Annotated in this window: 11 protein-coding genes and 1 pseudogene; 4 read left to right on the top strand and 8 right to left on the bottom strand. The window is 72.5% G+C overall.

All coding sequences use genetic code 11. The features are described 5' to 3' along the window. Positions 1-25 precede the first annotated feature (25 nt). Complete coding sequence (locus ACERZO_RS05285) at positions 26-2,485, bottom strand: M14 family zinc carboxypeptidase (protein WP_372662544.1); 2,460 nt, start codon at positions 2,483-2,485, stop codon at positions 26-28. Between the two features lie 210 nt (positions 2,486-2,695). Here ACERZO_RS05285 and ACERZO_RS05280 point away from each other — a divergent pair, with 210 nt between their 5' ends. Further along, complete coding sequence (locus ACERZO_RS05280) at positions 2,696-3,346, top strand: DUF998 domain-containing protein (RefSeq protein WP_372662541.1); 651 nt, start codon at positions 2,696-2,698, stop codon at positions 3,344-3,346. On the opposite strand, the gene ACERZO_RS05275 is transcribed toward ACERZO_RS05280, so the two are convergent. Continuing rightward, on the bottom strand, positions 3,334-4,191 hold the full coding sequence (locus tag ACERZO_RS05275; RefSeq protein WP_372662538.1) for a LysR family transcriptional regulator: 858 nt from the start codon (positions 4,189-4,191) through the stop codon (positions 3,334-3,336). The genes ACERZO_RS05280 and ACERZO_RS05275 overlap by 13 nt on opposite strands. Before the next feature lie 68 nt (positions 4,192-4,259). On the opposite strand from ACERZO_RS05275, the gene ACERZO_RS05270 reads away from it, so the two are divergent. Beyond that, positions 4,260-5,219, top strand: coding sequence for an EamA family transporter (locus ACERZO_RS05270; RefSeq protein ID WP_372662534.1), 960 nt, complete (start codon positions 4,260-4,262; stop codon positions 5,217-5,219). A gap of 49 nt (positions 5,220-5,268) precedes the next feature. On the opposite strand, the pseudogene ACERZO_RS05265 reads toward ACERZO_RS05270, so the two are convergent. After that, positions 5,269-5,634 (bottom strand): annotated as a pseudogene (locus ACERZO_RS05265) (ester cyclase); the annotation flags it as partial. Between the two features lie 59 nt (positions 5,635-5,693). Between ACERZO_RS05265 and ACERZO_RS05260 the strand changes: the two are divergent. Together ACERZO_RS05260 and ACERZO_RS05255 are read left to right on the top strand one after the other, a co-directional pair. Continuing rightward, entirely contained in the window at positions 5,694-7,013 is a 1,320-nt protein-coding gene (locus ACERZO_RS05260; protein ID WP_372662531.1) for a cytochrome P450, read from the top strand. Continuing rightward, positions 7,010-7,651, top strand: coding sequence for a TetR/AcrR family transcriptional regulator C-terminal domain-containing protein (locus tag ACERZO_RS05255; RefSeq protein WP_372662529.1), 642 nt, complete (start codon positions 7,010-7,012; stop codon positions 7,649-7,651). Before ACERZO_RS05260 ends, ACERZO_RS05255 begins: the two co-directional genes overlap by 4 nt. A 1-nt stretch (position 7,652) precedes the next feature. Here ACERZO_RS05255 and ACERZO_RS05250 read toward each other — a convergent pair whose 3' ends face one another. From ACERZO_RS05250 to ACERZO_RS05230, 5 genes are all read right to left on the bottom strand, one after another. Continuing rightward, a complete protein-coding gene (locus ACERZO_RS05250; RefSeq protein ID WP_372662526.1) occupies positions 7,653-8,300 on the bottom strand; it encodes a GTP pyrophosphokinase in 648 nt (215 codons plus the stop codon). Positions 8,301-8,465: 165 nt separating this feature from the next. Next, positions 8,466-9,863, bottom strand: a complete 1,398-nt coding sequence (locus ACERZO_RS05245; protein ID WP_372662523.1) for a hypothetical protein — start codon at positions 9,861-9,863, stop codon at positions 8,466-8,468. Between the two features lie 173 nt (positions 9,864-10,036). After that, positions 10,037-10,912, bottom strand: coding sequence for an LLM class F420-dependent oxidoreductase (locus ACERZO_RS05240; RefSeq protein WP_372662521.1), 876 nt, complete (start codon positions 10,910-10,912; stop codon positions 10,037-10,039). 62 nt (positions 10,913-10,974) lie between these two features. Further along, the gene (locus tag ACERZO_RS05235; protein ID WP_372662518.1) at positions 10,975-12,111 is read right to left on the bottom strand and encodes an adenosylhomocysteinase; all 1,137 of its coding nucleotides are present in this window, start codon (positions 12,109-12,111) and stop codon (positions 10,975-10,977) included. A gap of 142 nt (positions 12,112-12,253) precedes the next feature. Beyond that, the gene (locus ACERZO_RS05230; protein ID WP_372662515.1) at positions 12,254-13,528 is read right to left on the bottom strand and encodes an alpha/beta hydrolase fold domain-containing protein; all 1,275 of its coding nucleotides are present in this window, start codon (positions 13,526-13,528) and stop codon (positions 12,254-12,256) included. Positions 13,529-13,536 lie beyond the last annotated feature (8 nt).

Genomic DNA, 13,536 nt, shown 5'->3' with positions numbered 1-13,536 from the left:
GAGGCCTTCACGAGCAACAAACCGGCTACCGAGCCCCGCCCGAAGCGCGCTGCTTCTGCGCGTGCGCGGAGCGGGTGCAGACCTCACCGACGTCGACCGTCTGGCCGCGGTCGACGAACACGTCCGCGACGCCCACGAGCTGGCCCTTCGGCGACGAACAGGTCAGCTGGTAGGCCTCCTTGGTCCCGTACGTAGGCGGGATCGGCGACGCGAACGAGACGTCCCCGGTCCAGTCGTCGACCGTGGCCGGGTCGGCCTGGTCGTAGTTGACCACCACGGCCTTGTAGTCGCCGGCCGGCGGGTCGAACAGCACGGCGTGCTCGGACGTCGTGCCGCCGTTGGCCGACGAGCTGACCAGGTTGCCCGCCGCGTCGTAGACGAACAGGTCCCAGTCGGTCGCGGTGTTGGCCCAGTTGATGTTGACGCTGAACTTCCCGTTGTCCACCTTCGGCAGGCCGTCGACGTGGAAGGTGAAGCTCTCCGCCGTCGCGTCCGCCGGGTAGTTCTGGTTGATCGGCGGGACACCGGCCGGGTTGGCGACCGCGAAGCCCTGCTGCGCCGGGCCCTGGGGGTCGCGCCCGTAGCGGCCGGCCACGTACGGCCGGGTCGACGGGTTGACCGACCAGGCGAACCGCCCGCCGGTGGTGGTGAGCTTCGAGTTCAGGTCGTCGGTGATGTAGATCGGCGGCTTGGTGGAGCCGTCGGGCTGGATCACCGGTGACGTCGGCGTCTGGAACGTCTTGTGCAGCTTGAGCTGGTAGCCCTTCGGCGCCGAGCCGATCAGCGTCGAGTGCTGCTGCGGGTCGGCCGCGTTGCCCAGCATGTCCAGGAACGCCTGCCGGTTGCCGCCCTTGCCCGCCCCGGCCGCGGGGGCCAGGCCCTCGTACTCGGCCACGACGCTGTCGGCGTACGGCCCGTGGAAGCCGTTGCCGCCGACCTCGATGGTGAAGCCCCAGCCACCGGTGGCCCAGTACGACCAGTCCTCGGTGGTGCCCGTGGTGTCGTACAGCGCCCAGCTCGGCTCGCTGACGTAGCCGTTGCGCGAGGCCAGCTTGTCGCCGAGGGCCTTGTAGGCCGGCTCCTCCAGCGGCGGGCGGACGTCGGCCACGCCCGGCGGGCGCAGCACGAGCGCCGCGACAGTGTGCATCGTGATCAGGTTCGTCACCTGACGCGAGGACACGATCGACCGCACGTTGCGCACCTCGGGCTCGCTGAACGGCGCGGACCCGCGGAAGGTGTCGCCGCTCCAGGCGATCTCGGCGCCGTTGCCGCCCCAGAACCCGCCGTAGTTGCGGTTCGGGTCGGTGCCGCGCAGGCGGCCGGCCGGGTTGGCCTTGCACACGCCGGTGGAGTACTGCGGCGGCGAGTCGTTGACGTTGCAGTTCTTCCGCTTCATCTCGTAGTCGAACCGGGTGAAGTCACCCTTGGGCTCGGCTTCGCGGGAGATCTCGAACCCGTCCGGGTTGATGATCGGCACGACGATGTTGCGGGTCTTGCCGACCAGGCTCCGGATCGCCGCGTCGCGGGAGTAGCCGTTGATCAGCTCGTACGCCCACTCCATGACGTGCTCGCCGGCCGGCCACTCGCGCGCGTGGTGCACGCCCATGGTGAAGTTGACCGGCTTGCCGTCGGTGACGTTCTTGACGTCGGTCGCGATCTCGATCCCGACGACGTCGCGGCCTTCCCACGTCGACTCCGGCATGGTGAACGCCGAGACCAGGCCCGGGTTCTTGCGGGCCAGCTCCTTCAGTTCGTAGTTGTAGTCGTAGAGGTGCCGGTAGCTCGTGCGCCCGGACGGCAGCGCCGAAGCGGCCGTGGTCGCGGCGTACTGGCGGTCGGTCTTCGCGTCCTGCACGGACTTGGCCGACAGGTCGGCTTCGATGACCTTCGACTTGAAGCCCGTGTTCTTGAGCGTCTGGCGGTCCGCGTCGTCGGCGAGGACGACCTCGACCCCGGTCGCGTCACCCTTCTCCGTGACGTCGAGGCCGGAGGCGGTCAGCTTGTTCTTGTCGGCGCGCGTCGGCGTCTCCACGCGGACCAGCTGCGCCTTCTGCGCGGTCGTCGGCGTGCCCTGCGGCGTGAGCGCGAGGAAGTCGACGCCGAGCTGGGCCTGGCCGGCCGGGCCGGCGTAGCGGCAGCCCTGGACGACGAGCTGCTGCCCCTTCTTCACGAAGCTCTCGGCGAGTTCGTGGGTGCGCAACGCCGTCGAGGCGGCGACCACCGCGCCCGTCGCCTTGTCGAACACGGCGACGTCCCAGTCGCCTTCGGTGCCCGGGACCGGCCGCAGCCGGGCCTGCACCAATCCGTCCACAGTGGACGTCAGCTCGCGGCGATCGACGCCCGCGGTGCCCTTGGGCTGCACTTTCGCGAAGCACGAGCGTGGTACCGACTTGTCGGCACGCAGGATGTTCTGGGCCGCGCCGGCGGTACCGGCCGGTAACGCGACGAACGCCGCCGCCAGCGCCACGACCGAAGCCGCCAGCACCAGTCTTCTTGGTGAATTCCCCACAGGCAAAGACCTCCTTGACCGAGGCCGGCACAGCACGGACGTACCGGTAGCGAGTGACCGTAATGGACGAAAACCGGCTACGGTAACCGCCGTAAGTCGTACAGCCTTCACCCCGCTTTCACACCTTCGGCCGCCCGAAAGGACATTTCACCGGGACCTCAACCGGGGGTCGGCTACTGTCGGTTCATGGTCACGGTCCCTGCGCGACGGACGTCGCTCGCGGTTTCGCTGAGCGGCATCGCCGCCCTCGTGGTCGGGGCCGCGCTGGTGTTGCTGCTGCAGGTCATCCCGCCGACCGACGAGATCAGCGCGACCCGCCGCACGATCAGCGAATACGGCCTGTCCGACCACAAGTGGGTGTTCGACCTCGCGGTGATCCTGGTGGCGCTGGGCTCGGCGGCGGGACTCGCCGTCCTGCGCAGCCAGCGGCGGCTGCCCGTGCCCGCGGCCCTGCTGGGAACACTGTGGACGGTCGGGCTGCTGGTCATCGTGGCCTTCCCGAAGCCGGACTGGGCCACGGTCTCGCGCGCGGACTTCGGCGGCACGCTGCACCGGATCGCCAGCGTGGTCGCGTTCGTCGCGCTCCCGCTCGCGGTGCTGGTCGCCGCGCGCACGGCGTTCCCGGACTCCCCCGGACGGCGCTGGCTGGCCCGGGTGCTGGCGATCGCGTCGCTGGGCTGGTTCGCGGTGATCCTGGGCGCGGTCGTGGTGGCCGCGGCCGAGGGCGGCCGCTGGTGGACGCTCATCCCGCTGGGCCTGGTCGAACGGGGGATGGCGCTGACCGAGCTGATCGCGCTGGGCGTCCTGCTAGCTCCGGCGCGCGGTCAGGTGCGGTAGAGCTCCGTCAGCAGGGCGGCGGCCAGGTGCGTCGCCGGGTGGGCGTCGTGGTGGCGCCAGATCAGCCGGACCGGCACCGGGCCGGCGTCGCGCAGCGGCCGGTAGCGGATGCCGTCGCGCCGGTACTGCGCCGCGGTCGCCTCCGGGGTGACGCCGACGCAGCGCCCGGTCGCGATCGCCGCCAGCCAGTCGTCGATGTCGTGCGTGTACTCCACCGCCGGCCGCGCCTCTTCCGGCCACAGATCCGGCGTCGTGGTGCCGGTGCGCCGGTCGACGACGAGCGTGCGCTCCCCCAGTTCGGCGAACCGGATCGCGCGGCGCCGCGCCCACGGGTCGTCCGAGGCGAGCGCGACGCACCGGCGTTCGCGGCCGACCAGCGCGTGGCTGTACCGGCGCGTGTCGACGGCGGTGCGCACGACGGCCAGGTCGCAGCGCCCCTCGGCCAGTCCGCCGGTCGCCGTGTTGGTCCGGACGAGCTGCAGCTCGACGTCCGGGTACCGGTCGTGCCAGCGCCGCTGGAACTCCGCGGTGTGCTTGCCCAGCGCCGACCACGCGTGCCCCAGCCGCAGCCGCGTGTGCCCGGTCGTGACCTCGTGCACCAGCGTTTCGGCGTCGGCCAGCAAGGTCCTCGCCCGGGCGAGGACCGTGACGCCGGCCGTGGTCGGCTCGACGGTCCGGCTGGTGCGGTGCAGCAGCCGGACGCCGAGGATCCGCTCCAAGGCGAGCAGCGTCCGCGACACCGTCGCCTGGGAGACGCCGAGTTCGATCGCGGCGTCGGTGAAGCTCCCGCTGTCCACGACCGCCACGAAGTGCCGCAAGTGGCGAAGCTCCAGGGAAGCATCCATGCGTTCAGCGTATAGCCGACGTGTCGGATGCATTTTGCGTATGCGGCACGCGCACTGATAGTCGGGACATGGCAACCGAAGGACGCTGGCGAGGCGCGGCACTGATGACGGGCAGCGGGCTGTCCAACCAGGTCGGGGCGTCGGTCGCCGCGCTGGCCTTCCCCCAGCTCGGGCCGGCCGGCGTCGTCGCCGTCCGGCAGTGGGTCGCGGCCGTGGTGCTGCTCGCGACCGCGCGGCCGCGCCTGCGGGCGTTCACCGCCGGCCAGTGGCGGCTGGTGCTGGCCCTGGCGCTCGTGTTCGGGACGATGAACCTCGCGCTCTACAGCGCGGTCGACCGCGTCGGCCTCGGCCTGGCCGTCACCCTGGAGTTCCTCGGCCCGCTCGGCGTCGCCCTGGCCGGGTCGCGGCGGCGGAGCGACCTGCTGGGCGCGCTGGTCGCCGCGGCCGCGGTGGTGGTGCTGGTGCGGCCCCGGCCGAGCACGGATTACCTCGGCATCGGCCTCGCGCTGCTCGCGGCCGCGTGCTGGGCGGCCTACATCCTGCTCAACCGCGCGGTCGGCGCGCGAATCCCCGGCGTGGCGGGCTCGGCAGCCGCCGCAGGCGCGTCCGGGCTCGCGTACGTGCCGATCGGCGTCTTCGCCATGATCACGCACCGGCCGGACCTCGGCGCGGTGCTCGCGGCGGTCACCGCCGGCGTCCTGTCGTCGGCCGTGCCGATGCTGGCCGACCTGCTGACGCTGCGGCGGGTCCCGGCGTCGGTGTTCGGCACGGTGATGAGCGTGAACCCGGTGCTGGCGGCGCTCGTCGGGTGGGTCGTGCTCGGTCAGCGCCTCGACGCGCTGTCGTGGGCGGCGATCGCGGTGATCGTCGCGGTCAACGTGCTGGCGGTGACAGCACCGGTTCCGTCGTCTCCGTCAGCCGCGGGTCCGGTTTCGCCCCCGACATCGCCAGGAAGCCCCGGGCCACCCGCAGCAGCAGCGGCCAGTTCTTCGGGTTCTTCCTGTCCACCCCGCCGATCAGCTGCTTGAGCATCGAGAGCGTGTCGAAGTAGATGCGCTCGCAGACGAGGCGTTCTTCGGCGTCGAACACGAAGTACGCGGTCATGCGGACGCGGAACCGGGACCCGGTCGCCGGGATCGCGCCGAACGGGCCGAGGTGCGTGCCCAGCAGCCAGAACTCGACGACGACCGCGTCGGCGCTGTGGCGCAGCGCGATCAGCTCGTGGTGCTGGTCCGGGAACGCGGCGCGGGTGTCGTGGTAGTAGCCGCGGACGGCGTCGTCGCCGTCGTGGACGGTCATCGTCGCGACGACCTCGTAGTGCGGGTGCGGGAACGTCGACAGCGTCGCGTCCCAGTCCTGGGCGACCTCGTCGCGGAAGTGGTCGAGCACCAGCTGCTGCCGCGCCGCCAGGACTTCCGGACCGGGGATGTCGAACTCACTCATCGCGCTCCTTAAATCTACGACGTAGGTAATCGACGATAACCTACACTGTAGGCACACCGATGGAAGGGGACGCCGTGCTCGAAGGAACCCTCGCCCGCGCCAAGCCGGTGATCCGGTGGGGACTGGGCCACGCGCTCCCCCGGACCGTGCTGCGCCGCGAAGCCCGGCGCGGGGACCTTCAGGGGCGGATGGTGGTCGCCGCGGCCGACGGGCGCGACCTGACCGGCCTGTTCGAGGAGATCCGCGCGGCCGGCCCGCTCGCCCGCACCCGCTTCGGCTGGATGACGACCACGCACGCCGCCGTCCGGGAGGTGCTGTCCGGCGACGACTTCCGCGTCGGCGTCATCGGCTCCGACGGCTCCCCGCTCGGCCGGCTGGTCGAGTGGTCGGCCGGCGAGCACCTGCACCCGGTGCGGCCGCCGTCGCTGCTCGCCGTCAACCCGCCCGAGCACACCCGCTACCGCAAGCTCGTCACCGGCGTGTTCACCGTGCGCGCGGTCGAGCAGCTGCGCGGCCGCGTCCAGGAGATCGCGGACGGCCTGCTCGACGCGCTCGACCCGAGCCGCCCGCTCGACCTCGTCGAGTCCTACTGCGGGCTGCTCCCGGTGACGGTGATCAGCGAAATCCTCGGCGTACCGCCGTCGGACCTCGGCAAGGTGCTGTCGCTGGGCGCGGCCGCGGCCCCCAGCCTCGACCTCGGCCTGGGCTGGCGGACGTTCCGCGACGTCGAGACCGCGCTGGCCGAGTTCGACGCCTGGCTCGGCGAGCACCTCGACCACCTGCGCCGGCACCCCGGCCCGGACCTGTTCAGCAAGCTCGTCGCGGCCCGCGACGGCGGTGTCGGGCTCACCGAGACCGAGTTGAAGTCCACCGCGGGCCTGGTGCTGGCGGCCGGCTTCGAGACGACGGTCAACCTGCTCGGCAGCGGGATCGCCCTGCTGGCGGGCGATCCCGGGCAGCTCGCCGTGCTGCGCGAGCGGCCGGAGCTGTGGGGCAACGCCGTCGAAGAGGTCCTGCGGTACGACCCGCCGGTCCTGCTGACCGGGCGCCTGGCGACGCGCGCCACCGAGGTCGCGGGCGTCCCGCTGCCGCGCGGGGCGCTGGTGACCACCGTGCTGGCCGGCGCGAACCGCGACCCGGAGGTGTTCGCCGACCCGGGCACGTTCGACGTCACCCGGGACGGCGCGCGCGACCACGTGTCGTTCGGCTCCGGCCGCCACCACTGCCTGGGCGCGTCGCTGGCGCGGATGGAGGGCGAGATCGGGTTGCGCACGATCTTCGACCGGTTCCCCGACCTGCGCGTGCTGCCCGGAGGGCGGCGCCGCGACACGCGGATCCTGCGCGGGTACGAGGTGCTGCCCGCGGTGCTCACCCCGTGACGGCCCGGCGCGGGCGGCCGCCCAAGGAGGCCGGCGGCCTGTCGCGGGAAGGGATCCTGCGGGAGGCCCTCGCCCTCGTCGACGAAGAGGGGCTCGAGGCCGTGAGCATGCGGAAGCTCGCGCGGCGGCTCGGCGTCGACCCGATGAGCCTGTACAACCACGTCGACGGCAAGGACGCCCTGCTGGACGGGGTCGCCGAGGTGCTGCTGGCGGCGATCCCGGCGCCGGTGCCCGGCGGGGGCCTGCGGGAGACGATGTCGGGGCTGGCGCACGGGTTCCGGGACGCGATGCTCGACCACCCGCGCGCGGCGCCGCTCGTGCTGACGCGGCAGCTGGCGTCGATGACGGCGCTCGCGCCGGTGGAGGCCGTGCTCGGGCCGCTGCTGGCGGCGGGCTACCCGCCGGAGCGCGCGGTGCACGGGTTGCGCGCGGTGCTGGCGTTCCTGATCGGCACGCTGATGCGGGAGGTCGACGCGGCGCCGACGTTCAGCGCGACCGGCTCTTCGGGCCGGCTCGCCACCTTGACGGAATCCGGGCTACCCGCCGTGTCGGTGGCGGCGCCATACCTGGCGGTGTGCGACCACGAAGCGGAGTTCGAGTTCGGGCTGGGGATCCTGCTCGACGCGCTGGCGCCGTGAGTCAGCGGATGCGTTCGTGCAGGGCGGCCATCCGGGCGTCGAGGTCGGCGGCCGTGCGGGCCGCGGCGGCGAGCTCGCCCGCGAAGTCGTCCGGGACACGGTCGGCGTACTTGTAGGACAGCTTGTGCTCGACGGCCGCCCAGAAGTCCATCGCGATGGTGCGCAGCTGCACCTCGACCTTGACCTTCTCGACGCGGTCGGACAGGAACACCGGGATCCGGACGATCAGGTGCAGGCTGCGGTAGCCGTTGGCCTTCGGCTGGGCGATGTAGTCCTTGGTGCGCAACAGCTCGACGTCGTCCTGCGCGGTGAGCATCCGGGCGACCTGGTGGACGTCGGAGACGAACGGGCAGACGACGCGGATGCCGGCGATGTCGTCGAGGACGTGCGCGGCGGCGACCCAGTCGTCACCCAGGCCGCGGCGGCGGACCTTCTCCTTGATGGCTTCCGGCCGCTTGACCCGGCTGGTGATGTGCTCGATCGGGTCGTGCTGGTGGACGAAGTCGAACTCCTCGCTGAGGATCCGCAGTTTCGTCATCAGCTCTTCGATGGCGAACTTGTACATCAGCAGGAACCGCGGGAGCTGCCCGGCGACGGCGAGCTCGTCGGCCGCCTCCCGCAGGTCGTCGGCCGCCGGATCGGTGGTCACTGAAGCCTCGTGCTGTCGATGGTCGTCTGGGCGCGTCCAGGTTACTGCGCTTCGCTCGATCAACGAACGGCGGTGGGGCGGAGTTCCCGCCGGTCACCGGATCGGGTGACTTCGGGTTGACGGTGGGTGTGCACCGGCCCGCCGCCGGCGCACACCCACCTGGTCTCACTTGCCGGCGGTCGCGCTTTCGGTCGCGGTGCCGTTCTGGCCGCCGGCCGCAACGCACTTTTCGGCGACGGCGGCGGCCTGCTCGGCCGCGTTGTTCTTGTTCTTGCCCTTGGCCTTGTGCTGGCCGTTGTTCTGGGCGGTGGCCATGCCTTGCTGGTCCGCGGCGGCGGCCGGGTCGGCCGCGGCCTGGGCGACGCAGTCGAGGACGGCGGTGCAGTCCACGTCGGCGGCCGCGTTCTCGTCGGCCGCGCCGTTCTCGGCGGCCATGCCGTTCTCGGCGGCCATGCCCTGCCGATCGGCCATGCCATTCTGCTTGGCCGCGCCGTTCTCGGCGGCCATGCCGTTCTCGGCGGCCATGCCCTGCCGATCGGCCATGCCATTCTGCTTGGCCGCGCCGTTCTTGTCGGCCATGCCCTGCTGGTCGGCCATACCGTTCTCGGCGGCCGCACCGTTCTGGTCGGCCGTGCCGTTCTCGTTGGCCATGCCGTTCTCGTTGGCCATGCCGTTCTCGTTGGCCGCGCCGTTCTCGTTGGCCATGCCCTGCTGATCGGCCATACCGTTCTGCTCGGCCGCGCCGTTCTTGTCGGCCATGCCGTTCTGCTTGGCCGCCTTGTTCTCGTCGGCCATGCCGTTCTCGGCGGCCATGCCGTTGGCGTCGGCGGCTCCCGCGGCTTGGGCCACGCACTGCTCGACCACTTCACAGGCCTGGGCGGCTGCCTCATCCTGGGCGGCGGCATCTTGCTCGGCCTTGGCGTTCTTGCCCGCCGCCTTGTTCTTCTGCTTGGCCTTGCCGTTGCCGGCGGCGGCTTCGCCCTGGTCGGCGGCTTCCTGCTGGTCGGCCATGCCGTTGGCGTCGGCCATGCCGTTCTGGTCGGCCGCGCCGTTCTCGGCGGCCATCCCGTTCTCATTCGCCGCGCCGTTCCCGGCGGCCATCCCGTTCTCGTCCGCGGCGCCGTTCTCGGCGGCCATGCCATTCTCGTCCGCGGCGCCCATGCCCTGCTGCTTTGCAGCCTTGCCCGCGCCCTTCGCGTCTTCTTCGGCCGCCGCGTTCTCGCCGGCCTGGGCGACCGCCGCGCACTGGGCCGCCACCGCGTTCGCCGCCACCTCGCCGCCGCAGCCCGCGGCCGCCCGGCGTTGCCGGATCTGGTCCACCACCGCCTGGCGGTTGGCGATCCGCGCCGCCGACTGGGCGTCCGGGGCGGCCTGCTGGCCCGCGATGAACGTCAGGTTGTTCTGCAGCGCCGTGTCCAGGCCGCCGCAGCTTTCCGTGGCCGCGTTGCTCGCCGGGCTGCTGAGCGCGATCGCCGTCGCGGTCGCCCCCGCGACTCCCAGCAGCGCGACCAGCCCGATCGTCGCCGGTTTGCGGTGTCGTCCGGTACTGCGTGCGTGGGGCATCGAGCCCCTCCTCTCTGGTCGCCACCTCACCACGGCACACGGCGCCACACCGGGAACGGTTCACCGCAAGAGGAAAACGACCAGGAAGAGTCCACAGTGGACACAGAAGAACGGCCGGCGGTCCGCCGGCCGTTCCCTGCCTACCAGAGCGCGGGTTATCGGGAAGTAAAGCTTCAGCCCAGTCCGGCCAGCTGCGGCACGGCCGGCGCCATGCCCTCGATCCACGCGGCGGGCGAGCCGGTCGTCGGCGTGATGATCGCCTGCTGGATGCCGAGCTTCGCGTAGTCCGCCATGGCGCGGACGAAGTCGTCGCGGGTCTCCGGCGTCGGACGCGGGTTGTTGGCCAGGACCGTCTTGCGGATGTCGTCGTAGTCGCGGCCGACGTCGTCGCAGTGGCGGCGCAGCACGTCCAGCTTGTGCTCCACATCCGAAGGCGACGACGCGAAGAGGTTGCACGCGTCGCCGTACTGGGCGACGAGCCGCAGCGTCTTGCGCTCCCCACTGCCGCCGATGAGCACCTTCGGCCGGCTGATCGGCTGCGGCGAACACAGCGTCTCGGCGAGCTGGTAGTACTTGCCGTCGAACGGGCCGTTGTCCGCCGGGTTCCACATCTGCCCGCAGATGCGCAGCGTTTCCTCCAGCCGCTCGAACCGCTCGGCGACCGGCGGGAACGGCACGCCCATCCCCCGGTGCTCGCGCTCGAACCAGGCCGCGCCGATGCCCAGCGCGGCCCGGCCGCCCGAGAGGACGTCGAGGGTGGTGACGATCTTCGCGAGCAGGCCGGGGTGCCGGTAGGTGACGCCGGTGACGAGCAGGCCGAGCTCGATCCGGGACGTGTGCGCGGCGAGGAAGCCCAGGGTCGTGTAGCCCTCCAGCATGTTCGACTCGGCGGGGAGGCCGGTGGGCTCGATCTGGAAGTAGTGGTCCATGAAGGACAGCCAGGTCGCCCCGGCCTCCTCCGCCGCGGCGCCCACCCGGGCGAGCTCACCGGCGATGGCGGTGGTCCCGCCGTCGATGTCGAAGATGGGGAGGTGGAAACCGAGCTCCATGAAGCTTTCTCCTGACGATTGGTCGGCGTGACCTCACGCTAGAGGCTGGAGCGCGCTCCAGGTCAAGCCAGCTCGGCCACCAGGTCGGTGGCGATCCGGTGCTCGACCGGCGCCGGCACCGATTGGACGCCGGCGGCGAGGCCGCCCGCGGCCACCGCCGCCAGGCTGCGGACCTGCAGGGTGAGCCCGAGGTCCATGGCCTGGACGGAGTTCCCGTTCGCCGCGGTCAGGTTGAGCATCCGGCCACGGTCGAGGACGACGACCTCCCGGCCGTCGGCCAGCACGTGCCCGACCCGCCGGCCCGGCGAGCCGTACTCGACCGTGCGGACCGTCGCCGCCCGCAGCGCCGCCGCGTCGATCTCCCACGCGAAGTGGCCGACGCCGGCGATCAGGGCGCCGTCGGGCAGGGCCGCCAGCTCGGCCTCGCCGACGACGCCGGGGGCACCGGTGGCCGTGAAGACCGTCTGCGCGCCGGACAGCACGTCGACGGACGACCCGACCCGGTGACCGTCCAAAATGGCCTGCAGCGCCCGCATCGGGTCCGTGTCGCACACCGCGACCCGCGCGCCCAGCCGCGCGAGGGTGTCCGCGACGCCCTTGCCGCACGGCCCGTAGCCGAGCACCGCCGCGCGCATCCCCGGCACCATCAGGTTGGTGGCGTTGAGGAAACCCTGCACGACGCTCTGGCCGACGCCGAATTCGTTCTCCACCAGCAGCTTCAGCCGCGAGTCGTTGATCACGACGACCGGGCGGCCGACGCGCTCCTCCCGCAGCCGGATGCCACCGGTCGTGGTTTCCTCGGTGCCACCGAGCCAGCCCGCCGGTACGCCGGACCGCAGCAGCGAGAGGGTCAGGTCGGCGCCGTTGTCGAGCGTGAGGTCGGGTTCGCACGCGAGCACCGCGGCGACGTTCCGGGCGTGGTCGGCCTCGTCGTCGGCCCGGCGGGTGTGCACGGCCACGCCGAGGTCGCGGAGCGCGGAAGCGACGTCGTCGTGGGTGGTGCCGGGCGAGCCGGTCAACGTGACTTCGACGCCGGCGCGGGCCAGCAGCGTGACCAGGGCGGCCGTCTTGGGTTCGACGTGCAGGCACATCGCCAGGCGCCGCCCGGCGAGCACCGGCGCGGCCTCTTCGACGGCGGTGGCGGTCAGCGGCATGTGCTTGAGCGCCCAGTGGGTACCGGCGTGCGGGGATGAAGACATGACTTTTCCTTACGGTTGAAGAAGAAAGGGGATCCGGCCGCGCGGATCCGTCAACCGTAGAAGTCGCACCGGTACGAGTGATCGCCGAAGATCGCCCGTCCGTCCACGCCTCCAAGCTACCTGGCGCGCCCAGGGTCGGGCGTCACGGGATCGCCGTCGTCAGGAACTGCGCGACCTCGGCCGGATCGCCGCCGCCCGTCGTCACCGGAACGCCCGCCTCGCGCAAGTGGTCGGCGAACTCGGCCGACTTCCGGCCACCCGCGAGCAGGAACGGCGGCGCGCCGGTCCCCGCGTACGTCAGCGGGCTCGCTTCGCGCAGTGTCGCCGGGGCGCGGCCCAGTGCCAGCAGCACCGAGGCGCGCGTGACCGGGTCGAGGCCTGCCAGGGCGAAGCCGGCCGGGGCGTCGACGGCGGCCACCGCGCGGACCTCCGGTTTGCCGGCCACGCCCAGCAGCGATGCCAGCGTGCCGCCCGTTCCCGTGCCGACCGCCGCGATTCGCGCCGGGTCGAGGCTCAGCGCTTCCGCGTTGGCCTTGAGGAACCGGACCGCGCACCGGGCGTCCGCCAGCGGTGCCGGCCACCGCGCGGCGGGCGCGAGGCGGTAGTCGATCGAGGCGACGGCGAATCCGCGGGCCGTCAGCGCGTCGCGCAGGGGCACCAGCCGCGAGCCGGCGAGCAGCGCGCCCGGGCCCGACGGGCGGCGGTTTCCGGAGACGAACCCGCCGCCGTGGAGGAAGAGCGCCACCGGGGCGGCGGCGCGGCCGGCCGGGCGGGTGAGGTCCATGGCGAGCGGGATGCCGTCCGGACGGCAGTACTCGACGGTGCTGCCGTCCAGGAGTGCCGACGCGGCCGTTCCGCTGATGCGGTCGCCGGCCGCGACCGTGCCCGCCGCGCCGGCCGCGAGCACCACCAGCAGCACGGGGAACAGCAGGATCCACGCCGTCACGCGCCGGGGCATCGAGGGCCGCGGGTGCGCGCGCCGCCGTGCCACGACGAGGAAGCCGAAGATGGCGATGACCTGCAACGCGGCCGCGACGTAGTCGGTGAAGCCGACGACGGTGTCCGCGGGCTGCCAGGGGTCGAAGCGCGTCAGCAGGCCGAGCGGCCGGCTCGCCACCCACAGCGCGAGGCCGCCGGCGGCGGTGAACGCGCCGGCGTGCGCCGTCTTGCGGGTCGGCCACCCGAGGACCGCGACGAAGGAGAGGAACTGGATGGCGGCGACCAGGGCGAACAACATGGCGTAGAACTGCCAGACCCGCCAGAGCGCGGGCACCGAGGCGGCCGGGATGAGGGCACCGCCGAGGGCGGCGAAAGCGGCCGTGACCAGCACCGGACCCCGCCGGAGCGGCGGCGGGGCGGCGTAGCGCGCGGTCGTCGACGGGCGGCGTGTGCCGGGATACCCGTCGACGACCCTCATGGCGCCAG

Origin of the sequence: Amycolatopsis kentuckyensis (assembly GCF_041679295.1) — a bacterium.
Classification (GTDB): Bacteria; Actinomycetota; Actinomycetes; order Mycobacteriales; family Pseudonocardiaceae; genus Amycolatopsis; species Amycolatopsis kentuckyensis_A.
The sequence above is the reverse complement of the archived record's forward strand: the minus strand, read 5'-3'. Positions and strand labels throughout refer to the sequence as shown.